Source organism: Pseudomonas sp. Rh2 (genome assembly GCF_040762985.1).
In the GTDB taxonomy this organism is placed as follows: domain Bacteria; phylum Pseudomonadota; class Gammaproteobacteria; order Pseudomonadales; family Pseudomonadaceae; genus Aquipseudomonas; species Aquipseudomonas taiwanensis.
The window spans coordinates 877407-903867 of sequence record NZ_CP142890.1 but is presented as its reverse complement, the minus strand read 5'-3'; the positions used below and the strand labels follow the sequence as shown (position 1 = coordinate 903867).

23 protein-coding genes are annotated in these 26461 nt (G+C 61.7%); 8 read left to right on the top strand and 15 right to left on the bottom strand.

Going from position 1 to position 26461, the window contains the following annotated elements; genetic code table 11:
• Positions 1 to 2 precede the first annotated feature (2 nt).
• The 6 genes from VXM67_RS04090 to hutC form a co-directional block, all read right to left on the bottom strand.
• The gene (locus VXM67_RS04090; protein ID WP_023378295.1) at positions 3 to 833 is read right to left on the bottom strand and encodes a glycine betaine/L-proline ABC transporter ATP-binding protein; all 831 of its coding nucleotides are present in this window, start codon (positions 831 to 833) and stop codon (positions 3 to 5) included.
• Entirely contained in the window at positions 830 to 1681 is an 852-nt protein-coding gene (locus tag VXM67_RS04085; RefSeq protein WP_023378294.1) for a proline/glycine betaine ABC transporter permease, read from the bottom strand. Before VXM67_RS04085 ends, VXM67_RS04090 begins: the two co-directional genes overlap by 4 nt.
• Positions 1682 to 1707: 26 nt before the next feature.
• Positions 1708 to 2676: an ABC transporter substrate-binding protein gene (locus VXM67_RS04080; RefSeq protein WP_367237510.1), complete on the bottom strand. Its 969-nt coding sequence runs from the start codon at positions 2674 to 2676 to the stop codon at positions 1708 to 1710.
• Between the two features lie 165 nt (positions 2677 to 2841).
• Positions 2842 to 4521 carry a urocanate hydratase gene (gene hutU / locus VXM67_RS04075; RefSeq protein WP_023378292.1) on the bottom strand — a complete coding sequence of 560 codons (1680 nt, stop codon included), beginning with the start codon at positions 4519 to 4521 and terminating at the stop codon, positions 2842 to 2844.
• 317 nt (positions 4522 to 4838) lie between these two features.
• Positions 4839 to 5417 (bottom strand): HutD family protein, encoded by a 579-nt coding sequence (locus VXM67_RS04070; RefSeq protein WP_023378291.1) that lies wholly within the window; start codon positions 5415 to 5417, stop codon positions 4839 to 4841.
• A complete protein-coding gene (hutC, locus tag VXM67_RS04065; RefSeq protein WP_177325254.1) occupies positions 5414 to 6124 on the bottom strand; it encodes a histidine utilization repressor in 711 nt (236 codons plus the stop codon). Before hutC ends, VXM67_RS04070 begins: the two co-directional genes overlap by 4 nt.
• A 144-nt stretch (positions 6125 to 6268) precedes the next feature.
• Between hutC and VXM67_RS04060 the strand changes: the two genes are divergently transcribed.
• Positions 6269 to 7633 (top strand): formimidoylglutamate deiminase, encoded by a 1365-nt coding sequence (locus VXM67_RS04060; protein WP_023378289.1) that lies wholly within the window; start codon positions 6269 to 6271, stop codon positions 7631 to 7633.
• Between the two features lie 73 nt (positions 7634 to 7706).
• Here VXM67_RS04060 and VXM67_RS04055 read toward each other — a convergent pair whose 3' ends face one another.
• Positions 7707 to 8279: a lipocalin family protein gene (locus tag VXM67_RS04055; protein WP_023378288.1), complete on the bottom strand. Its 573-nt coding sequence runs from the start codon at positions 8277 to 8279 to the stop codon at positions 7707 to 7709.
• Positions 8276 to 8530: an outer membrane protein assembly factor BamE gene (gene bamE, locus VXM67_RS04050; protein WP_367237509.1), complete on the bottom strand. Its 255-nt coding sequence runs from the start codon at positions 8528 to 8530 to the stop codon at positions 8276 to 8278. Before bamE ends, VXM67_RS04055 begins: the two co-directional genes overlap by 4 nt.
• A 226-nt stretch (positions 8531 to 8756) precedes the next feature.
• Between bamE and VXM67_RS04045 the strand changes: the two genes are divergently transcribed.
• Positions 8757 to 10649 carry a methyl-accepting chemotaxis protein gene (locus VXM67_RS04045; protein WP_367237508.1) on the top strand — a complete coding sequence of 631 codons (1893 nt, stop codon included), beginning with the start codon at positions 8757 to 8759 and terminating at the stop codon, positions 10647 to 10649.
• A gap of 63 nt (positions 10650 to 10712) precedes the next feature.
• Here the strand turns inward: VXM67_RS04045 and VXM67_RS04040 are convergent, their stop codons facing one another.
• The 3 genes from VXM67_RS04040 to VXM67_RS04030 all read right to left on the bottom strand — a co-directional run bounded on the left by VXM67_RS04040 (position 10713) and on the right by VXM67_RS04030 (position 14981).
• A complete protein-coding gene (locus VXM67_RS04040) occupies positions 10713 to 11309 on the bottom strand; it encodes a DUF924 family protein (protein ID WP_023378285.1) in 597 nt (198 codons plus the stop codon).
• Positions 11310 to 11312: 3 nt separating this feature from the next.
• Positions 11313 to 12323 (bottom strand): class 1 fructose-bisphosphatase, encoded by a 1011-nt coding sequence (locus VXM67_RS04035; RefSeq protein WP_023378284.1) that lies wholly within the window; start codon positions 12321 to 12323, stop codon positions 11313 to 11315.
• A gap of 207 nt (positions 12324 to 12530) precedes the next feature.
• Complete coding sequence (locus VXM67_RS04030) at positions 12531 to 14981, bottom strand: glycogen/starch/alpha-glucan phosphorylase (RefSeq protein ID WP_027907930.1); 2451 nt, start codon at positions 14979 to 14981, stop codon at positions 12531 to 12533.
• A 188-nt stretch (positions 14982 to 15169) separates the two neighbouring features.
• Here VXM67_RS04030 and VXM67_RS04025 point away from each other — a divergent pair, with 188 nt between their 5' ends.
• Positions 15170 to 15574 carry a YkgJ family cysteine cluster protein gene (locus VXM67_RS04025; RefSeq protein WP_023378282.1) on the top strand — a complete coding sequence of 135 codons (405 nt, stop codon included), beginning with the start codon at positions 15170 to 15172 and terminating at the stop codon, positions 15572 to 15574.
• 97 nt (positions 15575 to 15671) lie between these two features.
• Here VXM67_RS04025 and typA read toward each other — a convergent pair whose 3' ends face one another.
• Together typA and thiI are read right to left on the bottom strand one after the other, a co-directional pair.
• A complete protein-coding gene (typA, locus tag VXM67_RS04020; protein WP_023378281.1) occupies positions 15672 to 17492 on the bottom strand; it encodes a translational GTPase TypA in 1821 nt (606 codons plus the stop codon).
• 129 nt (positions 17493 to 17621) lie between these two features.
• Complete coding sequence (gene thiI / locus VXM67_RS04015; RefSeq protein ID WP_023378280.1) at positions 17622 to 19076, bottom strand: tRNA uracil 4-sulfurtransferase ThiI; 1455 nt, start codon at positions 19074 to 19076, stop codon at positions 17622 to 17624.
• A 614-nt stretch (positions 19077 to 19690) separates the two neighbouring features.
• Here thiI and glnA point away from each other — a divergent pair.
• The 4 genes from glnA to ntrC all read left to right on the top strand — a co-directional run bounded on the left by glnA (position 19691) and on the right by ntrC (position 24562).
• Complete coding sequence (glnA, locus tag VXM67_RS04010) at positions 19691 to 21097, top strand: glutamate--ammonia ligase (RefSeq protein WP_023378279.1); 1407 nt, start codon at positions 19691 to 19693, stop codon at positions 21095 to 21097.
• 148 nt (positions 21098 to 21245) lie between these two features.
• The gene (locus VXM67_RS04005; RefSeq protein WP_027907928.1) at positions 21246 to 21788 is read left to right on the top strand and encodes a chorismate mutase; all 543 of its coding nucleotides are present in this window, start codon (positions 21246 to 21248) and stop codon (positions 21786 to 21788) included.
• Positions 21789 to 22043: 255 nt separating this feature from the next.
• On the top strand, positions 22044 to 23129 hold the full coding sequence (glnL, locus tag VXM67_RS04000) for a nitrogen regulation protein NR(II) (protein ID WP_023378276.1): 1086 nt from the start codon (positions 22044 to 22046) through the stop codon (positions 23127 to 23129).
• Complete coding sequence (gene ntrC, locus VXM67_RS03995) at positions 23126 to 24562, top strand: nitrogen regulation protein NR(I) (protein ID WP_186598241.1); 1437 nt, start codon at positions 23126 to 23128, stop codon at positions 24560 to 24562. Before glnL ends, ntrC begins: the two co-directional genes overlap by 4 nt.
• Positions 24563 to 24647: 85 nt before the next feature.
• Here ntrC and VXM67_RS03990 read toward each other — a convergent pair whose 3' ends face one another.
• The gene (locus VXM67_RS03990) at positions 24648 to 24833 is read right to left on the bottom strand and encodes a hypothetical protein (RefSeq protein WP_023378274.1); all 186 of its coding nucleotides are present in this window, start codon (positions 24831 to 24833) and stop codon (positions 24648 to 24650) included.
• Positions 24834 to 25463: 630 nt separating this feature from the next.
• Entirely contained in the window at positions 25464 to 25901 is a 438-nt protein-coding gene (locus VXM67_RS03985; protein ID WP_023378273.1) for a hypothetical protein, read from the bottom strand.
• Between VXM67_RS03985 and trmL the strand changes: the two genes are divergently transcribed.
• On the top strand, positions 25900 to 26361 hold the full coding sequence (trmL, locus tag VXM67_RS03980; protein WP_013974580.1) for a tRNA (uridine(34)/cytosine(34)/5-carboxymethylaminomethyluridine(34)-2'-O)-methyltransferase TrmL: 462 nt from the start codon (positions 25900 to 25902) through the stop codon (positions 26359 to 26361). The two genes, VXM67_RS03985 and trmL, sit on opposite strands and share 2 nt — an antisense overlap.
• Positions 26362 to 26461: the final 100 nt, after the last annotated feature.

Here is a 26461-nt window from a genome sequence, read left to right as displayed (position 1 = left end):
CCTCATACCGCAACCGCGCGGCGCTGGACAAAACGGTCGACGTATTCGTCGGCCGGGTTGTGAAGGATCTGGTGCGGCGTACCGACCTGGATCAGGCGGCCATCCTTGAGAATGGCGATGCGGTTGCCAATGCGCACGGCTTCATCCAGGTCATGGGTGATGAACACGATGGTCTTGTGCAGCGTTTTCTGCAGTTCGAGCAATTGGTCCTGCATTTCAGCGCGGATCAGCGGGTCCAGGGCGCTGAACGCCTCGTCCATGAGGATGATGTCGGTGTCCGCCGCCAAGGCCCGGGCCAGGCCGACGCGCTGGCGCATGCCGCCCGACAGCTGGTGCGGATACTTCTTCTCGTAGCCCTTCAGACCGACGGTCTCGATCCACTGCTGAGCGCGCTCTGCGCACAGTTGCTTGCTCTCGCCCCGCACCTTCAGGCCATAGGCGACGTTGTCCAGCACGTTGCGGTGCGGCAACAGGCCAAAACTCTGGAACACCATGCTGATCTTGCGCCGGCGAAACTCGCGCAAGGCTTCCATGTCGTATTTCAGAATGTCCTCGCCATCGACCAGGATCTGCCCACTGGTGGGGTCGATCAGCCGGTTGAAGTGGCGCACCAGGGTCGACTTGCCGGAACCGGACAGTCCCATGATTACGAAGATCTCGCCGCTGCCGATGGACAGCGACAGGTCGTTGACCCCGACCACGCAACCCGTCTGCGCCAGCACCTGCTCCTTGCCCTGCTTGTTGCGGATCAGTTGCAAGGCTTCCTCGGCACGGTCGCCGAAGATCTTGAAGACGTTCTTCACCTCGATCTTGCTGATCGCCTGCGTGCTCATTTGCTCACCTCGTGGCGTGGCCGGCCATAGGCCTGGGTAATGCGGTCGATCACCACCGCGAGAATGACGATCGCCAGACCCGCTTCGAGGCCGCGGCCGACGTTCAGGGTCTGGATACCGACCAGCACGTCTTCGCCCAGCCCCCGGGCGCCGATCATCGAGGCAATCACCACCATCGACAGCGCCATCATGGTGGTCTGGTTGATGCCGGCCATGATGCTGGGCAATGCCAGTGGCAACTGCACGCCGAACAGCTGTTGCCAGCGGTTGGCGCCGAAGGCGTTGATGGCCTCCATCACTTCACCGTCGACCTGACGAATCCCCAGGTCGGTCAGGCGGATCAGGGGCGGCGCGGCGTAGATCACCGTGGCGAAGATCGCCGGCACCTTGCCCAGGCCGAACAGCATCAGCACCGGAATCAAGTACACGAAGCTTGGCATGGTCTGCATGATGTCCAGCAATGGCATCAACACTGCGCGCAAGCGGTTGCTGCGCGCCGACAGGATGCCCAGCGGAATGCCCACCAGCACCGAGATCACGGTGGCGACCAGCATCAGTGCCAACGTCTGCATCAACTTGTCCCAGAGGCCGACAGCGCCGACCAGGAACAACAAGCCGGTGATCACCAAGGTCGGCAGTACACGCCGGGTGGCGTGCCAGGCGATGACCGCCACCACCCCCAGCATCAGCCACCAGGGTGTGGCACGCAGCAGGCCTTCGAGACTGACGATGGCCCATAGCAGGGTGTCGGAAATGTGCCGGAACACATCGCCGTAGTTGGTCACCAGGGCGTCGACCCAGCCGTTGACCCAGTCGGCGATGGAGAATGTCAGGTTGTCAGGAAACATAGGTTCCACTCATCAGCTGAGGACGCTCAGAGCGCCGCGTTGATCTTCTTGGCGGCATCCGTGCTGACCCAGGACTGCCAAACTTCAGGATGTTCCTTGAGGAACGTCTTGGCCAGTTCTGGCGATTCGATCCGATCCTTGGTCATGCGCGCCAGGTTCTGGTTCAGCAGGTCGATCGGCAGATTGACCTTCTCCAGCACCGCGACCAGTTCGGGGGCTTGCTCGTGGAACGCTTTCGACAGACCGACCTTGATGGTCACGGACTTGTCCACGCCTTCCTTCTCTTGCAGCTTGACCAGGTCGACCTGGCCCATCAGCGGGGTTGGGGTCCAGTAGTAGAAAAGAATCGGCTCGCCGCGCTTGTAGCTCGACAGCACGGCAGCATCCAGTGCCGGGCCAGTGCCTGGACGGAAGTTGGTGTAGCTGCTTTCCAGGCCGTACTCCTTGAGCATCTTGGTGTTGTCCAGCTCACAGGTCCAACCGGCAGGGCAGTTGTAGAAGCGGCCTTTGCTCGGCTCCTCCTGGTCCTTGAACACGCTGGAATAGTTGGCCAGGTCGGCGACGTTCTTCAGGTCTGGCGCCTTGGCTTCGAGCTTGCGCTTGGCATCGCCCTCGATCACGTAGCGCGGCACGTACCAGCCCTCTTGCGCGCCCACCACAGGGGCGCCGACACCTACCACCTTGCCGGCGGCTTCGGCCTTGTTCCAGACCTCGCTGCGGCCTACCCACTCCTCGGCGAACACCTGGATGTCATTGGTGCCCAGGGCGTTCTCCATGGTGATGGAGTTGCCGGGCAGGCTGTCGGTCTCGCAGCCGTAGCCGTGCTTGAGCACGAACTGCATCACGTCGGTCAGCAGCATGCCGCTTTCCCAGTTCAGCCCGGCGAACTTCACCGGCTTGCCGGATTCACACCAGCCCGCGGCCTGGCTGCTACCGGCAGCACCGAGCAGACCAAGGGCGAACAGCGAGGCGAGCAGGGTCTTGTTGGTTTTCATTGCGTGACGCTCCCAAACTTGAAAGTGGAAATCGGCAGGGCTCGAAAAAGGGGGACGAGGCCACGTGACGGACCATTGCCGGCAAATCGGCTCCCTCAGGGCTCAACACCGTCCCTGTAGGAGCCGGCGTACCGGCCATGGTCTGCACAGCAGCCTCAGGGCCCGTCAGCCAGTGATCATCGGCAGGTTCAGCCCCTGCTCTTTGGCGCAATCAATCGCAATCTGATACCCCGCATCGGCATGGCGCATCACGCCAGTGGCCGGGTCGTTGGTCAGTACGCGGGCGATACGCTCGGCGGCTTCGTCGGTACCATCGCAGACAATTACCATGCCCGAATGCTGCGAGAAGCCCATCCCCACGCCGCCACCATGGTGCAGCGACACCCAGGTGGCGCCACTGGCGGTGTTCAGCAGGGCGTTGAGCAGCGGCCAGTCGGACACCGCATCCGAGCCGTCGCGCATGGCTTCGGTTTCGCGGTTGGGGCTCGATACAGAACCCGAGTCCAGATGGTCACGGCCAATCACGATCGGTGCCGACAGTTCGCCGCTGCGTACCATTTCGTTGAACGCCAGGCCCAACTTCGCGCGCAGACCCAGGCCAACCCAGCAAATACGCGCCGGCAGGCCCTGGAAACTGATGCGTTCGCGGGCCATGTCCAGCCAGCGATGCAGGTGGGCATCGTCCGGGATCAGTTCCTTGACCTTGGCGTCGGTCTTGTAGATGTCCTCGGCGTCGCCGGACAGCGCCGCCCAGCGGAACGGGCCGATGCCCCGGCAGAACAGCGGACGGATGTAGGCCGGCACGAAGCCTGGGAAGTCGAAGGCGTTGCTCACACCCTCTTCCTTGGCCATCTGGCGGATGTTGTTGCCATAGTCGAAGGTCGGGATGCCCTGTTTCTGGAAGTCGAGCATGGCCTGGACGTGCACGGCCATGGACTGCTTGGCGGCCTTGACCACAGCGGCGGGCTCGGTCTGGGCGCGATCACGGTACTGCTCCCAGGTCCAACCGGCTGGCAGGTAGCCGTTGAGCGGGTCGTGGGCGCTGGTCTGGTCGGTGACCATGTCCGGACGTACGCCACGCTTGACCAGCTCGGGCAGGATCTCGGCGGCGTTGCCGTGCAGGGCGATGGAGATGGCCTTGCCTTCGGCGGTGTACTTGGCGATGCGCGCCAGGGCATCGTCCAGATCGGTGGCCTGCTCATCCACGTAGCGGGTCTGCAGGCGGAAGTCGATGCGGCTCTGCTGGCATTCGATGTTCAGCGAGCAGGCACCTGCCAAGGTCGCGGCCAGCGGCTGGGCGCCGCCCATGCCGCCAAGGCCGGCGGTCAGTACCCACTTGCCCTTGAGGCTGCCGTTGTAGTGCTGGCGGCCTGCTTCGACGAAGGTTTCATAGGTGCCCTGAACGATGCCCTGGCTGCCGATATAGATCCAGCTGCCAGCGGTCATCTGGCCGTACATGGCCAGGCCCTTCGCATCCAGCTCGTTGAAGTGTTCCCAGTTGGCCCAGTGCGGCACCAGGTTGGAGTTAGCGATCAGCACACGCGGGGCGTTGGCGTGGGTCTTGAACACACCGACCGGCTTGCCCGATTGCACCAGCAGGGTTTCGTCGTCATTCAGGTTGGTCAGGCTCTCGACGATCTTGTCGTAGCACGCCCAATTGCGCGCGGCGCGGCCAATACCACCGTATACCACCAACTCCTTGGGGTTCTCCGCCACTTGTGGGTCGAGGTTGTTCATCAGCATGCGCAGCGGCGCTTCGGTCAGCCAGCTTTTGGCGGTCAGCTTGTTGCCACGCGGGGCGCGGATCTCGACGTCACGGAATTTGTTCAAGTTGTTGTCAGTCACGAAAAGTGCTCCTTGAGCGATCTATCCAAACCCGACGTGATCGGCGGGCCAGTGGTGCGTTGGGTCAAACGCGAGAGGGACGGCCTATCCACTTTCGCGCACTTGGCTTTACTTGTACATACAAGCATATGCAATTGAATTGCCAAGTCACTTTTCCCAGCGCGCGACAGCGGCCCCGCGGCTGCTTGAAAGCCACGTCATTCAAGGGTTACGGGATGTGAGAAAAATCTGGGGAGGCGTTGCGGTAGAGGATTCAGGCCAAGGCGGCATTGCGCCACCCTGGGGCATTCGGTAACAAATTGTGCGATCGCAGTGCGTTACCGGGAAACGTCGCTCAGTTCGATGACACAGCACAAGCCAGTGATCGCCAGTTCCATCAGGCGCTCATTACCGCTCAGGTGCAGGCAGTCATAGCGGTCGAGGTTATCCACAGGCTGGCCACCGACACTGACTTGCAGTTGCGCCTGCCCGCTGAACACCAACACAGTGCCGGCAGCACTGAACAGCCGGGTACTGCCGTTGAACCATTGCAGGCGCGCACGGTAACGCTCGGGGGCATAGATGAGGTTGAAATCACGGATCGGCCCACCCAGCAGGTGACAACTCACCTGGCTCTGGCCATCGAAGGCGAACGCATCGAGCGGTAACAATGGCCGTGACGCGACGCCATCGACACTGAGGCGCATGCCGTCACCCTGCAGCACGGTGATGATCCGCTGGTAGCCGGCGAAGCTGGAAAATCCGCCGGATGCTTCAATGTCGGCAATGGAAAGGCGCCAGCCGAAACCGTCCAGGCCATCACCCGCATCGCGCGTGATTTCTTCGGTGAAACCGCCACCGTTCTTCCAAGGCATGCGCGGGTAGTCCCGTGCGCGTAACAACTGCAGCTGGCTCATTTGCTGAAACGTCCTTCCAGGCGATGACGGGAACCGGGGTGAATCAACCGAGCGGCGGTCACGGGCAGACGACCGGACCAAGTACGCCGACGGATCAGCAGGCAAGGCTCGCCACGCTCGATCTGCAGTAATTGGCACTCATCGGGTTCGGCGAGGATGGCCTCGACCACATGCTCGCCTTCTGTCAGTGGCGCAACCTGGGACAGGTAGGCATACGGGGTCTGCCGGGTAAAATCCTGCTTGAGGTAGTCCGGGGCGATGGCAGCGTTGACATAGCGGTCCTCGATTTGCACCGGTACGCCATTCTCGTAGTGCACGATCAGCGAGTGGAACACCCGCTGGCCTTCGCGCATGTCCAGGGCCAGCGCCCGCTCGGAACCGGCCGCCTCTTCGGCAAGGGTGATCACCTGACAGCTATGCTGGTGGCCCCGGGCGGCAATTTCGTCGGCGATGTTATGGACTTCGAACAGCGCCGAGCGGGTCTTGGGTTCGGCGACGAAGGTACCTACGCCCTGCATGCGGACCAGCAAGCCCTCTGCGGTCAGCTCGCGCAGGGCGCGGTTGATGGTCATGCGACTGAAGCCCAGTTCGCTGACCAGCTCGCTTTCCGAGGGAACCCGGTGGTGTGGCGGCCAGCTGCCGTTTTCGATCTGCTGGACGATCATCTGCTTGACCCGGGCATACAGCGGCGCCGGCCCTTCGCCCATCTGGGCGACCAGCGTGGAGACAGGAGGTGTCGGCACGGCGTTTGGTCCTTGTGCGAATTGATTGAGCGGTAGCTTGCCGGAGTTTACCCGGCAGGCAAACGGCTGTATATGTATATACAAGCTGAACAATAACAGGATCGCCACATGCCCGCCTACTTCGCCGAACGCGCCCTCCTGCCCAACGGTTGGGCTAACGATGTCCGTCTGGAGGTCGCTGTCGATGGCCACCTGACAGACGTGCAAGCCAATGCCAGCGCTGAGGGCGCCGAACGGTTGCACGGGCCGCTGTTGCCGGGCATGCCGAACTTGCACTCCCACGCATTCCAGCGCGCCATGGCAGGCCTGGCCGAGGTGGCCGGCAATCCCAACGACAGCTTCTGGACCTGGCGCGAGCTGATGTACCGGATGGTCGGCAAGATCTCGCCGGAGCAACTGCACGTCATCGCCCGCCAGCTTTACATCGAGATGCTCAAGGCCGGTTATACCTCGGTGGCCGAGTTCCACTATGTCCATCATGACCAGGCAGGAAAGGCCTACGCCGACCCCACCGAGCTGTCCCGGCGCATCAGCGCCGCCGCCACCAGCAGCGGTATCGGCCTGACCTTGCTGCCCGTGCTTTACAGCCATTCAGGCTTCGGCGGCCAGGCCCCCAATGAAGGCCAGCGCCGCTTCATCAACACCACGGAACAGTACCTGGCCCTGCAGGCACAGCTCGCCCCTGTCCTGGCGGCCCAACCCGCGCAGCAGCTCGGCCTGTGCTTCCACTCCTTGCGTGCGGTTACCCCTGGGCAGATCGACCAGGTGCTGGCAGCGACCAATCAGCAGTGCCCGGTTCACATCCACATCGCCGAACAGCAGAAAGAAGTGGATGACTGCCTGGCCTGGAGCGGCCTGCGCCCACTGCAGTGGCTGTACGAGCACGTAAGCGTCGACCCGCGCTGGTGCCTGGTACATGCCACCCACGCCATTGCCGATGAAGTGGCGGCCATGGCCCGCAGCGGTGCCGTCGCAGGCCTGTGCCTGACCACCGAAGCCAACCTGGGTGATGGCATCTTCCCGGCGGTGGATTACCTGGCTGAAGGTGGACGACTGGGCATCGGCTCGGACAGCCATGTCTCGCTGAGCGTAGTGGAAGAACTGCGCTGGCTGGAATACGGACAGCGCCTGCGGGACCAGCGGCGCAACCGTCTGCATGGTGAACGCCAGCCGATGGTGGGACGTACGCTGTATGACGCAGCGCTAAGCGGCGGGGCCCAGGCGCTGGGCCAGACCATCGGCACCCTGGAACGGGGCAAACGGGCCGACTGGCTCGTGCTCGACGGGCAGGACCCGTACATCGCCACTGCCGATGGCGACGCCATTCTGAACCGCTGGCTGTTTGCCGGTGGAGATCGTCAGGTACGGGATGTAATGGTCAATGGTCAGTGGGTAGTGCGTCAGGGGCGACATGCCCAGGAAGAGGAAAGCGCGCGGGCGTTCGCACAGGTGTTGCGGCAGCTGTTGGGATGACGTGTCGAGAAATGGCCCTTTCGCCGGCAAGCCGGCTCCTAAGAGGAGCTGGATGCCGGCGAGGAGGCTGGCATCAATGCATCTGCACGATCTGCTTGTCGGCCGTGCGCCAGATCAAGCGACTGGTGTCATAACCCTGCTGCCGGGCTTTGGACAACAGGTTCTCGCGCTCCCAGGCCGGCAAGGTCGGCGTGCGCGAAAGAATCCACAGGTACTTGCGGTCCGGGCTGCCGACGATTGCCGTGCGGTAACGGTCATCCACGTACAGGATCCAGTACTCGCCCTTGGTCAGACCCGGTACCAGGCGGGTGAACCAGTTATCGAATTCCACCCATAACTTGTCGGTATGGCCAGGCTCCTGAATGTTGGCATGCCCCTCGGCGCGCAACCACTCGTCGCCCATTGTCCGGCACCGGTTGAGCACGCCATACGAGCCATCCTGCTTGAGGTTGTAATGGGCCTCTGACTGGGCACATTCGCTCTGGTAAGGCATTGGCAGTCGGGCCAGCTCGTACCACTTGCCTTGGTAACGCTTGAGGTCGACGTTGCCTGCGGTCTTTGGTGCCAGCGGGTCGTTGGCCGACGTGGCGCACCCCCCCAGCAGCATCACCAGGCACAGACCCAGCAGCAGGTGCAGACGCTTCATTTGAGACCCTGCCCTGAGTACATCAGAACCCTGTTAGCTGCGTACTGCACGCTGATGAAGCTCTTTTCGTCCCCCCAGGTGCAGCTGCTCATGCCCAGTGCGCCAGAGCACTCGGTGGGCGTGCCGAGCAGTTGCTCGACCTCGGCCTTGTTCATACCGGCCTTGAGCTTGGAATAGTTTTCCTGATTGATCTTGCTGCACGCAGTCAGGACGACGCACAAGGACAACAGGGCGAGGGAACGCAACGACATGAAGGGACACTCCTGGACAAGTAGGTGCAGGCGAGTGGCCTGCAGTGTCCTTCGACGGGAAAAACCCTCCCTGGTTCCCTGGATGCCACCCTTTACACATGCACCGTCGGTCGGCTGGCGCTGCGCAAACGATTAAGGTTTCCTTGCGCCAGGTCGACACAGCGAGCGGCGCTGTGGCGGATTGCCACACCCTCTCCCTCCGACTTGCCTTGCGCAGACCGTATTCATGACCAAGAACCTGAAGTTCAGCCACAAGATTCTGCTGGCCGCCGCCCTCGTGGTAGCGGTCGCCTTCACCTGTTTCGTCCTGTTCAACGACTACCGACAACGTCAGTCGCTGCGCAGCGATACGCAAGCTACCCTGAGGGACCTGGGCAATCTGACGGCGGGCAACATCCACAACTGGCTCGACAGCCGCATCCAACTGCTCGACTCGCTGGCCCAGCAAGTCGCGCTGGACGGCCCTGGCAAGGCCAGCCTCGACCGCAGCCTGTCGCTGCCGGTGTATGGCAGCAACTTCCAACTCACCTACTTCGGCGGCCAGGATGGCAGCATGCAGTCGGTACCGGTCGGCAACCGCGCCGCCGACTACGACCCTCGTGCAAGAGGCTGGTACAAGGCCGCCAGCGCCGCCAACCGGACCATCGTCACCGAACCCTACATCTCGGCATCCGCCGGTAAGCTGGTGATCACCCTGGCCACGCCGGTGCAACAGGCTGGCAAGCTGATTGGCGTCAGCGGCGTAGACACCGACCTGCAGACCATCAGCAACCTGATCAACACCCTGGACTTCGATGGCCGCGGGCATGCATTTATCGTCAACGGCGAAGGCAAGATCCTGATCCACCCCAAGGCCGAACTTGCGCTCAAGACCTTGGCCGACGTCTATCCAGGCACTCCGCCGCGCACCACCAGCGGCCTGCAGGAGGTCGAGCTGGACGGGCGCAAGCAGTTCATCAGCTTCACCCATGTCGACGGCGTACCCTCTGCTGATTGGTACGTGGCACTGGTCCTCGACCAAGACGCGGCCTTCGCCATGCTGGGCGAGCTACGCACCTCGGCCATCGTCGCGACCCTGATTGCGGTGGTGGTGATCATCGGCCTGCTGAGCCTGCTGATCCGCGTGCTGATGGAGCCACTGCACTTGATGGGACGCGCGATGCATGACATCGCCGAAGGTGAAGGTGACCTGACCCGCCGCCTGACCATTCATGCTCAGGACGAATTCGGCAGCCTCGGCAAATCGTTCAACCGCTTCGTCGAGCGAATCCACGAGTCCATCCGCGAAGTCGCCTCGGCCACTGGCCAGGTCAATGCGGTAGCGGCACAGGTGGTGTCGGCCTCCAATGCCTCGATCGACAATGCCGACCAGCAGTCCAGCCGCACCAGCAGCGTGGCCGCGGCCATCAACCAGCTGGGTGCCGCGGCCCAGGAAATCGCCCAGAACGCGGCGCTGGCCTCGCAGCATTCCAGCGAAGCACGAGGCCTGGCCGAGGATGGCTACCAGGTGGTTGGTCGCACGATAGAGGTGATGAACCAGCTGTCGGCGCGCATCAGCGACTCCTGCGGCAACATCGAAACGCTGAACGCACACACCGCGAACATCGGCCAGATTCTCGATGTGATCAGCGGTATTTCCCAGCAGACCAACCTGCTGGCGCTCAACGCCGCGATCGAAGCTGCTCGCGCGGGCGAGGCCGGACGTGGTTTTGCCGTGGTGGCCGATGAGGTACGCAACCTGGCCCATCGCACCCAGGAATCGGCACAGCAGGTACAGCGCCTGATCGAAGAGCTGCAGGCCGGCGCGCAGGTGGCGGTCAGCACCATGAACCAGAGCCGACAGCACAGCGACCACAGCGTTGGCATCGCCAATCAGGCGGGTGAACGGTTGAGCAGCGTGACCCAGCGCATTGGGGAAATCGATGGCATGAACCAGTCGGTCGCGACCGCTACCGAAGAACAGACTGCCGTGGTGGAGTCGATCAACGTCGACATTACCGAGATCAATGCATTGAATCAGGAAGGCGTGCAAAACCTGCAGAGCACCTTGCGTGCCTGCACCGACCTCGAACACCAGGTGGAGCGGTTGAAACAGCTGGTGGGGAGTTTCCGGATCTGAGATGGCGGGCCGCATCGCCGGCAAACCGGCTCCTACGCGTCTTGTGGGAGCCGGCGCACGGCGCTAGAACCTGGACCCAGGCTCCAGCAGAAAGTCCATCTCTTCACTGGTGCTCGGCCGCCCCAGCACCAGGTTGCGATGCGGGAAACGCCCGAACCGGGCAATTACCCGCTGGTGCTTTTCGGCATAGTCGAGGAACCCTTCGAACAACCGGCGGTTCGCCTCCGGCTGTTCATCGAGCAGGATCTGGTAACGCTCGACGCACAGGTTCTGCCAGTCCAGCACCTCGGCATGCTCCAGCACCAGCAGCACGAACACCCGCTGAATAGGCAGCAGCTGGTAATCCCAGTCCTTCTGCAGCCCCTGCATGGCAACCACCTGGGCACGCCGGTCGCCGTCGAAGGCGCGCGGCGTGTCGCGGTAGATCATGCGCGGCAGCTGGTCCAGCAGGATCAGCAGGGCCAGCCAGCCTTGCGGGCTTTGCTGCCATTCATCGAGGCCGCCGGCCAAGGCCTGCTCGACGAGCTCGCCGAACAGCGCCTGAGCCTCGCCGTCGTGGTGTTTGCCGAACCACAACGTGCTCTTCTCGTCAGCCACGGCCTGGGGACTGGTGCCCCAACCGAACCACCACTCCAGCAACGGCTGCCAAGGTGCGAGCATGTCTTACTCCTTGTGGTAAGCGGTAACGCGCTCGACCTCTTCCTTCGAGCCCAGGATGACCGACACGCGCTGGTGCAGGCTTTCTGGCTGGATATCGAGGATGCGATCGTAACCGTTGGTGGAAGCGCCACCCGCCTGCTCGATGATGAAGGACATCGGGTTGGCTTCGTACATCAGGCGCAGCTTGCCCGGCTTGCTCGGCTCGCGCGCGTCGCGCGGGTACATGAACAGGCCACCACGGGTCAGGATGCGGTGTACGTCGGCCACCATCGAGGCGATCCAGCGCATGTTGTAGTTCTTGTTCAGCGGGCCGGTCTCGCCAGCCAGCAGTTCGCCCACGTAGCGCTGAACCGGGGCTTCCCAGTGACGCTGGTTGGACATGTTGATGGCGAACTCGGCGGTGCTTTCCGGTACGCGAATGTTTTCGTGGGTCAGGACGAAGCTGCCCAGCTCGCGGTCCAGGGTGAAGCCCTTGACGCCATTGCCCAGGGTCAGGATCAGCATGGTCTGCGGGCCATAGATGGCATAACCGGCGGCGACCTGCTGGGTACCTGGCTGCAGGAAGGCTTTTTCGTTCAGGGTTTCGTTCTGGCTCAGGTACTCGTTCGGGCAGCGCAGTACCGAGAAGATGGTGCCGACCGAGACGTTGACGTCGATGTTGGACGAGCCATCCAGCGGGTCGAAGACCAGCAGGTAAGCACCCTTGGGGTATTTGCCCGGGATCTGGTAGGCGTTGTCCATTTCCTCGGAGGCCATGCCGGCCAGGTGACCGCCCCACTCGTTGGCTTCGAGCAGGATCTCGTTGGAGATGACGTCCAGTTTCTTCTGTACTTCGCCCTGCACGTTTTCAGTGCCCATGCTACCCAGCACGCCACCCAGGGCGCCCTTGGACACGTTGTGGCTGATTTCCTTGCACGCACGCGCCACCACTTCGATCAGGAAGCGCAGATCGGCAGGGGTATTGTTGCTGCGGGTCTGCTCAATCAGATAGCGACTCAGGGTAACGCGGGACATGTATGGCTCCGAAAGGATAGGGGGAGAAAACCCCCGCAGTTTACAGGGAGTGTTCAATGCTAGCGAGCAAAGAGACTCATCTTGCTGCCTTGAGTTCAGCCACCGCCCTGCCAATGGTCGGGGCCGGTCGCCGGCAAGCCGTCTCCCGCGCGAGCTTACGGCAGGTGCCGAATAGCCGGCGATGGGCCGCGTCGCGGCCCCTTTGCATCAATCCAGCGCCTTCCAGATTTCGGTGGCGTACTCGCGTATGGTCCGGTCAGACGAGAACCAGCCCATTCGCGCCGTATTCAGTACCGCCATGCGCCACCATTCCTCCGGCTTGTGCCACAACTCCTCCACCCGTCGCTGGGCATCCCAATAGGCGTCGAAGTCGGCGCATACCAGAAACCGGTCATGGGCCACCAGGCCATCGATCAGCCCAGCATAGCGCGAGGGGTCGTCTGGCGAGAACACCCCGCTGCGGATTGCTTGCAATACGTCGCTCAGGCGCGTGGAGGCGGCAATGGCGGCACCGGCACCGAAGTCCCCGGCACGGCGCCGCGTCTCCACCTGCTGGGCGGTCAGGCCGAAGATGAACATGTTGTCGGCACCGACCTGCTCGCACATCTCCACGTTGGCGCCGTCCAGGGTCCCGATGGTCAGTGCGCCGTTGAGGCCGAACTTCATGTTGCTGGTGCCCGACGCCTCGTACCCGGCTGTGGAGATCTGCTCGGAAAGGTCTGCCGCCGGGATAATGCTTTCGGCCAGGCTGACGTTGTAGTTGGGCAGGAACACCACCTTGAGCAGCCCGCGCACGGTCGGGTCGTTGTTGACCACACGGGCGATGTCATTGGCCAGCTTTATGATCAGCTTGGCCTGGTGATAGCTGGCTGCCGCCTTGCCGGCGAAGATCTTCACCCGTGGCACCCACGCGGTACCGGGCTCGGCGCGCATCGCCTGGTACAACGCCACGGTGTGCAGCAGGTTGAGCAATTGCCGCTTGTACTCGTGGATACGCTTCACCTGCACGTCGAACAGCGCCTCGGGATTGACCGTCACCCCCAGGCGGTCCTGGATGATGCTGGCCAGCGCACGCTTGCTGTGCAGGCGCTGGGCGGCGAACTGCTTGCGGAAACTGCCTTTGTCCGCGAAAGGCACCAGATTGGCCAGGCGCCCTTCCGGGTCATCCAACAGCTCTGGCCCCAGCGCCTCGACCAGCATCGCGGTCAGCGGCGGGTTGGACTGATACAGCCAGCGGCGGAAGGTGATGCCATTGGTCTTGTTGTTGATTCGATGCGGGTAGAGCTTGTGCAGCTCAGCGAACACGGTGCTTTTCATCAGCTTGCTGTGCAGCGCCGAAACACCGTTGACGCTGTGCGAACCGAGGAACGCCAGGTTGCCCATGCGCACACGGCGGCCATTGTCCTCCTCGATCAGCGAGACCGCGCGCAGCACGTCGAAATCGTGCAGGCCTTTGGCGCGCAAGGCGTCGATATGGTAGGCGTTGATCAGATAGATGATCTGCATGTGCCGTGGCAGCATGCGCTCCATCAGGGCCACAGGCCAGGTTTCCAGTGCCTCGGGCAACAACGTGTGATTGGTGTAGGCCAGCGTGCCGACGGTCAGCTCCCAGGCCTTGTCCCAAGGCACTTCATGCTGGTCGACCAACAGCCGCATCAACTCGGCCACGGCAATCGAGGGGTGGGTATCGTTGAGCTGGATGGCGGCCGCATCAGGCAGGTTGAGGAAGTCCTTGTGCATGTTCAGGTGGCGGCGCAGCAAATCCTGCAGCGAGGCGGACACGAAGAAGTATTCCTGACGCAGCCGCAGTTCCTGGCCGGCCTCGGTGCTGTCCGCGGGGTACAGTACCCGCGAAATGCTCTCGGCCCTTGCCACTTCGGCCACCGCGCCCAGGTGGTCGCCCGCATTGAAGCGCTCCAAATGCAGCTCTTCCAGCGCCCGGGCACGCCATAGCCGCAAGGTATTGACGCTGGCGCCACGCCAGCCGACTACCGGCGTATCGTAGGCCACCGCCCGCACCGTTTCGCCCGGCCACCATACCTGGCGCTGCTGGCCATTGGCATCGTGTACCGTCTCGACGCTGCCACCGAAGCTGATCGGGTAGATGACCTCTGCCCGCTCGAACTCCCAGGGGTTGCCGAAATCCAGCCAGTTCTCGGTCTGTTCCTGCTGCCAGCCATCGACCACCGCCTGACGGAACAGGCCATGCTCGTAGCGAATGCCATAGCCATGGGCCGCGATGCCCAGGGTCGACATGCTCTCCATGAAGCACGCCGCCAACCGGCCCAGGCCACCGTTGCCCAGCGCTGCATCCGGCTCCAGCAGGCGAATCCGCTCAAGGTCCACGTCCAGCCCTTCCAAGGCTTCACGGGCAATGTCCAGCAGGCCCAGATTGCTCAGGCTGTCATACAGCAGCCGACCGATGAGGAACTCCAGGGAAAGGTAATAGACCCGTTTCTGACTGCGTCTATAGGCGCGACGGGTGTGATCCATCCAGTGTTCGACCATGTGGTCGCGGGCAGCCAGGGCGATGGCTTCGAACCAGTCATGGTCGAAAGCGTGCTCTGGGTCCTTGCCGACCGCATAGGTCAGTTTGGCCAGTACAGCGGCACGGAACTCGGCCACCTCGGCGTCACGTGCTTTGGGTTCCTGGGACATGCGGCATCCTCGGGCAAGTTGACGAAAGCGGAGGGAGAGTGTTGAGACTAGACCCTTCGACAAGGAGTGACAGCACCTGTTCGCAGTTTTCATGCCCGCTTTACGATTCCGGCAAAAGGTTGTTCACAATTTGAACAACTCCGGTATGATCGCGCGCCCCAAGACCGTGATTCACCTCTTAAAAAACGATGAAAACGACCCTGATTGCCGCGGCCGAAGTAGACCGCCTGGAAACCTGGCAGCGCTATGCCAGCCACATGTGCGGGGGCTGCCATTCGACCTGCTGCACCCTGCCGGTTGAAGTGAAGATCAAAGACTTGATCCGCATCGGCGTGGTAGACGAGTTCGAGAAGGACGAGCCGCCGAAGAACATCGCCAAACGCCTGCAGAAAGACGGCATCATCGAGCGTTTCAACCAGAAGTCAGGCATTTTCACCCTGACGCGGATGAGCAACGACGATTGCCTCTATCTGGATCGCAAGAGCCGGCTGTGCACCATTTATGACAAGCGACCGGATACCTGCCGGAACCATCCGAAGGTCGGGCCTCGCCCGGGGTACTGCGCCTACAAGCCCAAGGCCACAACCCGCTGATCGCCTGCCTGCCCTGTTCTCTCAGGAACAGCAGGCAAACAAAAACGCCCCCGGCCTTTCGACCGGGGGCGTTTTCGTTTCAACTCAAGCTAGACGATCAAGCCTTGGCTTTCTTGGCAGCGCGGGTACGCTCGCCTTCGTCCAGGATCTTCTTGCGCAGACGGATCGACTTCGGCGTGACTTCGCACAGCTCGTCGTCCTGGATGAATTCCAGGGCCTGTTCCAGCGTGTGGCGAACCGGCGGAACCAAGGCGATGACTTCGTCCTTGCCCGAAGCACGCATGTTGTCGAGCTTCTTGCCTTTGGTCGGGTTGACGCCCAGGTCGTTGTCACGGCTGTTCAGACCGATGATCTGACCGTTGTAGATATCCTGGCCGTGCTCGATGAACAGCTTGCCACGAGCCTGCAGGGTTTCCAGCGAGTAGGTCAGGGCCTTGCCGGTCTCGATCGAAACCAGAACACCGTTCAGACGGCCGGACATCTGGCCAGGCTTCATGGTGTCATAGCGATCGAAGATCGAGGTCAGGATGCCTGCACCGTTGGTCAGGGTCAGGAACTGGTTACGGAAACCGATCAGACCGCGAGCTGGGACGTTGTACTCCAGACGAACACGGCCTTTGCCATCCGGCGCCATGTTGGTCAGGTCGCCCTTACGCAGGCCCATTTCTTCCATGACCTTGCCCTGGGATTCTTCAGGGATGTCGATGGTGACGTTCTCGTACGGTTCCTGCTTGACGCCGTTCACCTCACGGATGATCACTTCAGGACGGCCTACAGCCATCTCGAAGCCTTCACGGCGCATGGTTTCGATCAGTACCGACAGGTGCAGCTCACCACGGCCGGAAACCTTGAACTTGTCAGCCGAGTCGCCTTCTTCGACGCGCAGGGCAACGTTGTACAGCAGTTCTTTGTCCAGACGTTCTTTGATGTTACGGCTGGTGACGAACTTGCCTTCCTTGCCGCAGAACGGCGAGTCGTTGACCTGGAAGGTCATCGAAACGGTCGGCTCGTCGACAGTCAGCGGCTTCATCGCCTCGACGTGGTTCATGTCGCACAGGGTGTCGGAGATGAACAGCTCGTCGAAACCGCTGATGCAGACGATGTCGCCAGCGGTAGCTTCTTCGACGTCGACACGGTGCAGGCCGTGGTGGCCCATCAGCTTGAGAATACGGCCGTTGCGCTTCTTGCCTTCGGTGTCGATGGCGACGACCGGAGTGTTCGGCTTGACGCGGCCACGGGCGATACGGCCTACGCCGATAACACCCAGGAAGCTGTTGTAGTCCAGCGCGGAGATCTGCATCTGGAACGGGCCGTCGACGTCAACGGTCGGAGCCGGAACGTGGTCGACGATGGCCTGGTACAGCGGGGTCATGTCTTCGGCCATGTTGGTGTGGTCCAGACCGGCGATGCCGTTCAGGGCCGAGGCGTAGACAACCTGGAAGTCCAGCTGGTCGTCGGTGGCGCCGAGGTTGTCGAACAGGTCGAAGATCTGGTCCAGTACCCAGTCAGGACGCGCGCCCGGACGGTCGACCTTGTTGATCACGACGATCGGCTTGAGGCCAGCTTCGAAGGCCTTCTTGGTCACGAAGCGGGTTTGCGGCATCGGGCCGTCCTGGGCATCGACCAGCAGCAGCACCGAGTCGACCATCGACATGACACGCTCAACCTCGCCACCGAAGTCGGCGTGGCCGGGGGTGTCGACGATGTTGATGCGGTAGTCGTTCCAACGGATGGCGGTGTTTTTCGCCAGGATGGTGATACCGCGCTCTTTTTCCTGGTCGTTGGAGTCCATGACGCGCTCGTCGTTGAGCTCGTTACGCTCCAGGGTGCCGGACTGGCGCAGGAGTTTGTCGACCAGGGTGGTTTTACCATGGTCAACGTGGGCGATGATGGCGATGTTACGCAGATTTTCGATCACAACTGTATCTCGATCAGAGGATTCGGGTTGCCGCCCAGTCTAGGCGGCCAATATGTAAGGCATAAGGCTCAGCGGGGCCGGCTGTCGGGAGGGCGATGGCGGATGCTGCCGCCATACAGCCCTGGCGTCTTATGTCGGACGATAAACACGCACATTGGCATGTCCCTCACTGAGCAGATGGTGTGCGTGCAGACGGCTCATCACACCCTTGTCGCAATACAGCAGGTACTGGCGGTTGGCATCCAGGTGCTTGAACTTGCTGTTGATCGCATAGAACGGCATGGCCTGGACTTCGATACCGTCGATGACCAGAGGTTCGTCTTCCTGGGCATCGGGGTGGCGGATGTCGATGACGATCTGACCAGGCAAGGCCTGCGCCACTTCCTCGATTTCGACGTCCTTGCCCAGCTCGTCGATCACATGGTCGATGGAGATGAACTTGGCGCGCTCCAGGGCGCGCTCAAGCACGGCCATGTCGAACTGCTTCTCTTCATGCTCCATGCGGTGACGCTTGGCATGGGTAGTAGGGTTCACCGAGATCACGCCACAGTACTCGGGCATGTGCTTGGCGAACTCGGCGGTGCCGATCTGGGAGGCCGTGTCGATGATGTCCTGCTTGTGGCTGGCCAGCAGCGGACGCAGTACCAGCTTGTCGGTAGCCGAATCGATGATCGACAGGTTCGGCAGGGTCTGGCTGGAAACCTGGGAAATCGCCTCGCCGGTGACCAGCGCATCGATTTCCAGACGCTCGGCCATGCGCGCGGCACCGCGCAGCATCATGCGCTTGAGGGTCACGCCCATGTAGCTGTTGTCGACCTTGTTCAGAATCTCGCCGACCACTTCCTCGAACGGCACACTGATGAACAGCACGCGCTGGCTGCTGCCGAACTTCTTCCACAAGTAATGGGCCACTTCCATCACGCCCAGCTCGTGGGCACGGCCGCCCAGGTTGAAGAAGCAGAAGTGGGTCATCAGGCCGCGGCGCATCATCTGATAGGCCGCCACGGTGGAGTCGAAGCCACCGGACATCAGCACCAGGGTCTGCTCAAGGGCACCCAGCGGGTAGCCGCCGATGCCGTTGTGCTGGTTGTGAATGACGTACAGGCGCTGATCGCGGATTTCGATGCGCACCAGCACTTCCGGGTTCTTCAGGTCGATGCCGACGGCGCCGCACTGCTGACGCAACTGGCTGCCGACGTAGCGGTCAACGTCCATCGAGGTGAAATCGTGATGGCCGCCGCGCTTGCAGCGCACGGCGAAACGCTTGCCGGCCAGCAGGTGGCCGAAGTGCTGCTTGCACTTGGCGACGATATCGTCGAAGTCGCCCAGCGGGTATTCTTCGACCTGCAGGAAATGGGTGATACCCGGCGTGCAGGTGAGGCGCTCGATCATTTCGCGCTGGACTTTCTCGTCCTCGATGCGGGTGACCACTTCGAGATTGTCCCAGACACCATCGACCGCGAGCTCAGGGTCCAGGTCCTTGAGCACGACACGGATATTCTTGCCGAGCTGACGGATGAAACGCTTGCGCACCGGCCGGCTCTTGATGGTGATCTCTGGGAAGACTTTGACGATAAGTTTCATTGGTTAACAGCGCGCGCAGGGCCTGCCGAAAATGAGGGGCGCGAATTATAGCGGATATTGCTCAGGTTTTGACCAACTTTTGGTCAGCGCGTTTGGGAGGGGATGCCGGGGGCGGGTTTTCCGCTGCCTGTGAGATCGAATGCCGCCCGCGCGACGCATCGCGAGCAAGGCTCGCTCCTACATTTGTTCCTGGCCACTAACGTCAATGACAGGCGCGCGCGACCGCCTTGTGTGTACGCCGCGATATCGTGCCGGGCACCAAGGCGTTCGCGCGTAGATCCCACAGACCTCATAGGCCAGAAACAAATGTAGGAGCGAGCCTTGCTCGCGATGCGCCGCGCGGGCGGTGCGACCTCAGGCGCACCACAAAAACCACGACACGCACATATTTGGTGCGCGAGCACCAGAAAGCGCCCTCAAAAGATGCACTTTTGTACGCCAGACGCCGGCCAGATGCCCGTAAACGCCCCCTTTTATCCCGCCCTCGCCATTTTTGGGCACTGGCATGCAATTTGCTCTCTTGTGAGGCAGGTAAGCTTGGCCGACTATGCGCGCCCGGCGACACCCTTTTTCCAGGGCAGCGGCTAAGCGCCCTAGACCATCCGGAGGACAACATGTCGAAGTCGGTTCAACTCATCAAAGATCATGACGTCAAGTGGATTGATCTGCGTTTCACGGACACCAAAGGCAAGCAGCACCACGTCACCATGCCCGCTCGCGACGCGCTGGATGACGACTTCTTCGAAGCTGGCAAGATGTTCGACGGCTCGTCGATCGAAGGCTGGAAAGGCATCGAAGCTTCCGACATGATCCTGCTGCCGGACGACTCCTCCGCCGTCCTGGACCCGTTCACCGAAGAGCCGACCCTGATCCTGGTCTGCGACGTGATCGAGCCGTCCACCATGCAAGGCTACGACCGCGACCCACGCGCCATCGCCAAGCGTGCCGAAGAATTCCTGAAGTCGACCGGTATCGGTGACACCGTACTGGTAGGCCCGGAGCCTGAGTTCTTCATCTTCGACCAGGTGAAGTTCAAGTCCGACATCTCGGGCTCGATGTTCAAGATCTACTCCGAGCAAGGCTCCTGGATGACCGATCAGGACGTCGAAGGCGGCAACAAGGGCCACCGCCCTGCCGTGAAAGGCGGCTACTTCCCGGTTCCGCCGTGCGACCACGACCACGAAATCCGTACCGCCATGTGCAACGCCATGGAAGAAATGGGCCTGGTCGTCGAAGTTCACCACCACGAAGTGGCCACTGCCGGCCAGAACGAAATCGGTGTGCGCTTCAACACCCTGGTCACCAAGGCTGACGAAGTTCAGACCCTGAAGTACTGCGTGCACAACGTTGCCGATGCCTACGGCAAGACCGCTACCTTCATGCCGAAGCCGCTGTACGGCGACAACGGCTCCGGCATGCACGTTCACATGTCGATCTCCAAAGACGGCAAGAACACCTTCTCGGGCGAAGGCTATGCCGGCCTGTCCGACACCGCCCTGTACTTCATCGGCGGTATCATCAAGCACGGTAAGGCCCTGAACGGCTTCACCAACCCGGCGACCAACTCCTACAAGCGTCTGGTACCTGGCTTCGAAGCGCCGGTCATGCTGGCCTACTCGGCCCGTAACCGTTCGGCCTCGATCCGTATCCCTTACGTTTCCAGCCCGAAAGCCCGCCGTATCGAAGCGCGCTTCCCGGACCCAGCTGCCAACCCGTACCTGTGCTTCGCCGCCCTGCTGATGGCTGGTCTGGATGGTATCCAGAACAAGATCCACCCCGGCGATGCAGCCGACAAGAACCTGTACGACCTGCCGCCTGAAGAGGCCAAGGAAATCCCGCAGGTTTGCGGCAGCCTGAAGGAAGCTCTGGAAGAGCTGGACAAGGGCCGTGCGTTCCTGACCAAGGGCGGCGTGTTCTCCGACGACTTCATCGATGCCTACATCGAGCTGAAATCGGAAGAAGAGATCAAGGTCCGTACCTTCGTTCACCCGCTGGAATACGACCTGTACTACAGCGTTTGATGACATCGGCGCGCTGCGCTGATTGAATCACCAGAAACGGCCTTCATACGAAGGCCGTTTTTGTTTACGCACAGACCTATCAGCAGCTTCCTACAAGTGAAAGCCCGCAGACTGGCCACACTCAGGTCTCCACGAAAAGGAGATCAACATGCGCCTTATCCCCGCCATGATGTGCTTGGCCTTGGCCCTTAACGGCTGCCGCGCAACCTCGCCCACCCAGCCCGAATTCGACCCGTTGCTCACCGCCATCGAACACCGCCTGGACCTTGCTGTTTCGGTCGCGACGCACAAATGGAAACTCACGCTACCGGTCCAAGCCCCTGAACGCGAGCAGCAAGTCCTGGCCAAGGTCCGCCAGGATGCGCCCGACTACGACCTCGATCCACCTCGCGCAGCGGCATTCTTCAGCGACCAGATCGAAGCCAACAAGCTCGTTCAATACACGCTGATCGATCGTTGGAATGCCCTGGGCAGTCAGCCCACCAGCACATCCCGCGACCTCGTGCACGAACTTCGCCCACGGCTGGACACGCTTCAAGCGACTTTGCTGGACGAGCTCCGCCGTTTTGACCTGCTCGACATGCGTGACTGCCCGAAAAAGCTGGCTAGCGCACTGCAACAACGCACCAATGATCCGCTACGGCACATAGCGCTGGTCCGAGCCACGGCGCAGCTGTGCGTGAAGTCCTGACCATCGCTATGCTCTATATTGGTGCGCAACAATGATCGACGCCCCACGCTGCAGCCCAAAAAAGGTCACTTGAAACGTTAAACCACCGCTTTTTGATCCGAATAAGCGCAATTTCGGGACTTTGTCACGGAATACCGCTTCTTTTCGGAGCTTTGGTTTGTTTCTTGCATTTTCCTGGCATCAGCGGATCCATAGCGCCCCCATCCCTGGCACGGCCAAGGATACGCCAGCGCAAAAAGAGGTCACCGACGCCTTATGACCATCAGCGATGCACAGCACCGTCTGCTTCTGGACAACCTGACCACGGCCACGCTCCTGCTCAATTCGGAGCTGCGTCTGGAGTACATGAACCCGGCTGCCGAAATGCTTCTGGCAGTCAGCGGTCAGCGCAGCCACGGGCAGTTCATCAGCGAGCTGTTCACCGAATCGACCGAAGCGCTCAATTCGCTGCGCCAGGCGGTGGAACAGGCACACCCGTTCACCAAGCGCGAGGCGCAACTGACGTCGCTGACCGGCCAGACCATCACCGTCGATTATGCCGTCACGCCAATCCTGCACCTGGGCAATACCTTGCTGCTGCTGGAGGTGCACCCGCGTGACCGACTGCTGCGCATCACCAAGGAAGAAGCCCAGCTGAGCAAGCAGGAAACCACCAAGATGCTGGTGCGCGGCCTGGCCCATGAAATCAAGAACCCCCTTGGCGGCATTCGCGGCGCGGCGCAGTTGCTATCGCGCGAACTGCCCGATGACGGACTGCGCGACTACACCAACGTAATCATCGAAGAGGCCGATCGCCTGCGTAATCTGGTCGACCGGATGCTCGGCTCGAACAAGCTGCCGTCATTGGCCATGACCAACATCCATGAGGTGCTGGAGCGGGTCTGCAGCTTGGTGGAGGCCGAAAGCCAGGGTTGCATCACTTTGGTGCGTGACTACGACCCTAGCCTGCCAGACGTACTGATCGACCGCGAGCAGATGATCCAGGCGGTGCTCAACATCGTGCGCAACGCCATGCAGGCGATCAGCTCGCAGAACGAACTGCGCCTTGGCCGCATCACCCTGCGCAGCCGTGCGGTGCGTCAGTTCACCATCGGCCATGTGCGCCACCGCCTGGTCGCCCGGGTCGAGATCATCGACAACGGCCCAGGCATTCCGGCGGAACTGCAGGACACCCTCTTCTATCCCATGGTCAGTGGACGCCCGGACGGTACCGGGCTGGGCCTGGCCATCACCCAGAACATCATCAGCCAGCACCAGGGCCTGATCGAGTGCGAAAGCCATGCCGGCCATACCGCTTTCTCGATCTTCCTGCCCCTGGAACAAGGAGCCACTGCCTCATGAGCCGAAGTGAAACCGTATGGATCGTCGACGATGATCGTTCCATTCGCTGGGTCCTGGAAAAAGCCCTACAACAGGAAGGCATGGCCACCCAGAGCTTCGACAGCGCCGATGGCGTGATGAGCCGGCTGGCCCGCCAGCAACCGGATGTGATCATCTCTGACATCCGCATGCCGGGTGCCAGCGGCCTCGACCTGCTGGCACAGATCCGCGAACAGCACCCACGCCTGCCGGTCATCATCATGACGGCCCACTCGGACCTGGACAGCGCAGTGGCGTCCTACCAGGGCGGCGCCTTCGAGTACCTGCCCAAGCCGTTCGACGTGGACGAGGCAGTCTCGCTGGTCAAGCGGGCCAACCAGCACGCACAGGAGCAGCAGGGACTGGATGTTCCGCAAAGCCTGGCGCGCACGCCGGAAATCATCGGCGAAGCGCCGGCCATGCAGGAGGTATTCCGCGCCATCGGCCGCCTCAGCCACTCCAACATCACCGTACTGATCAACGGCGAATCCGGTACCGGCAAGGAGTTGGTGGCCCACGCCCTGCACCGCCACAGTCCGCGAGCGGCATCGCCGTTCATCGCTTTGAACATGGCGGCCATTCCCAAGGATCTGATGGAATCGGAACTGTTCGGCCACGAGAAAGGCGCATTTACCGGTGCGGCCAACCTGCGCCGTGGCCGCTTCGAGCAAGCCGACGGTGGCACGCTGTTCCTCGACGAGATCGGCGACATGCCCGCCGACACCCAGACCCGTCTCCTGCGGGTCCTGGCCGATGGCGAATTCTATCGGGTCGGCGGCCATATTCCGGTGAAGGTCGATGTGCGCATCATCGCCGCGACGCACCAGAACCTCGAATCCCTGGTACAGGCTGGCAAGTTCCGTGAAGACCTGTTCCACCGCCTGAATGTGATCCGTATCCACATTCCGCGCCTGGCGGACCGTCGTGAAGATATTCCGGCCCTGGCTCGTCATTTCCTCGGCCGCGCGGCCCAGGAGCTGGCGGTCGAGCCGAAGCTGCTGAAGCCTGAGACCGAGGAGTTCATCCGTAACCTGCCGTGGCCGGGCAACGTGCGCCAGCTGGAAAATACCTGCCGCTGGATCACGGTGATGGCATCCAGCCGCGAAGTGCTGATTGGCGACCTGCCCCCTGAACTGCTCAACCTGCCTCAGGACGCCGCCCCGGTGACCAACTGGGAGCAGGCCCTGCGTCAGTGGGCCGACCAGGCACTGGCACGCGGGCAGTCGAACTTGCTCGACAGCGCGGTGCCCAGTTTCGAGCGGATCATGATCGAGACAGCGCTCAAGCACACTGCTGGCCGTCGCCGGGATGCCGCGGTGTTGCTGGGCTGGGGTCGCAACACGCTGACCCGCAAGATCAAGGAACTGGGCATGAATGTCGATGCCTCGGATGACGATGGAGACGAGGAAGGTTAAGTCCCAATCCTCAAACCCGTCGCTGCCCTGCACCACCGGCCAATCTGGCAGGCCAGTGGTGTAGGGCGACCAGCATTTGGATCAATTACTCTGCTTGGGCTTTGGCCCGCCACTTGTCGAAGGCCCCACGGACACCCAGGAGCTTATCGACCAGAAGCGCCAGCGACTGCTGGCCGCCCTTCCCGATCTCTTCGACTTTCCCCAGCTGGGACAGATCATCCAGGATCTTCATCGCCTGCTCCACGGTGGTGGGCTGCTTGTCTTCGCTCATGATTCATCTCCGTTTCGATGGATGGCAAATGCCGATATCGACACTAAAACCCAAGCGCCCTTGACTGAACTCGGTAATGCTTCCTGCACCGATCCTGTGCCCGCTGCACCTTGCTAAGGCACAAACCCCCTCAAAAGTCGGCCAAATCACCCTAAACCCGCCTGTTTCCGGGTATTTCAAAACTGGCACGCCATCTGCAATAAGACCTGTACCTACAGTTTCGGGGGCCTCGGTACAGGCAGGCCGGGTGAACCCCTCTTTTATTCGCAGTCGCTCCAGTTTTGGGGACCTTGGTACAGGCAGGCCGAGACATCCCCTCTTTTACACGCAGTAGCTCCACCCTTCGGGGACCTTGGTACAGGCAGGCCGAGACATCCCCTCTTTTACACGCGGTAGCTCCACCCTTCGGGGACCTTGGTACAGGCAGGCCGAGACATCCCCTCTTTTACACGCGGTAGCTCCACCCTTCGGGGACCTTGGTACAGGCAGGCCGAGACATCCCCTCTTTTACACGCGGTAGCTCCACCCTTCGGGGACCTTGGTACAGGCAGGCCGAGACATCCCCTCTTTTACATGCCGTAGCATCACCCTTCGGGGACCTCGGTACAGGCAGGCCGGGAATCCCCTCTTTTATTCGTGCAGCCTCACCTGCACACGCCAACGTCCGGCGTCCTCTGCACCGCCCCACTCGCCGTGCAGGGGACGCGCGGCTACCAGGGTCAGCAGCAGCCCTTCATCACGCTTCTGTAAACGCCAGCCCACTGGCTTGCCCTGAAGGCTCAACTGGCCTCGCTGGGCTTTGCCCTCAGCCTCGAAAAGCACCGCGACCGTTCCCTCCACGTTCTCGCCATGCAGCTTGGGTTCTTCGTTGAACCACAGGTCCAGCCCGTCCTGCACCACCTCCACCTGCTCCAGCACACGCTGGTCAGGGGTGGTCAACTTACCGATCATCAGGCCGACCATCAGACCGATGATCGCCAACGAGAGCATCACCCGTGGGAAGCCTTTCGAACGCAGGTCCGGTTCAGGGGTAGAATGCTCGCCATCTTCACGCTTGGAGCCGTGCATGTTTCACGTCATCCTTTTTCAACCAGAAATTCCGCCGAATACCGGCAACATCATTCGCCTCTGTGCCAACAGCGGTTGCGACCTGCACCTGATCGAACCCATCAGCTTCGAGCTCGATGACAAGCGCCTGCGCCGGGCGGGGCTGGATTACCACGAGTATGCCACGCTCAAACGCCACGAGAGCCTGGCCGGATGCCTGGAGAGCCTCGGCAATCCCCGCTTGTTCGCCTTCACCACCAAAGGCTCGCACCCCTTTCACGAAGTGGCCTACCAGCCGGGCGATGCGTTCCTGTTCGGGCCCGAGAGCCGTGGGCTACCGGCCGAGGTGCTGGACAGCCTGCCAGCCGAACAACGCCTGCGCCTGCCGATGCGGCCTGGGTGCCGCAGCCTGAACCTGTCCAATACCGTGGCGGTGACGGTGTACGAGGCGTGGCGACAAAACGGGTTTGCCGGGAGTTGATCGACCACCTACGGCGTTCGGAGAACCATCGCAGTCCCTGCAGGCGCCGGCTTGCCGGCGATCAGCACGGCACGCGAATATAAAAAAAGGCGACCGAAGT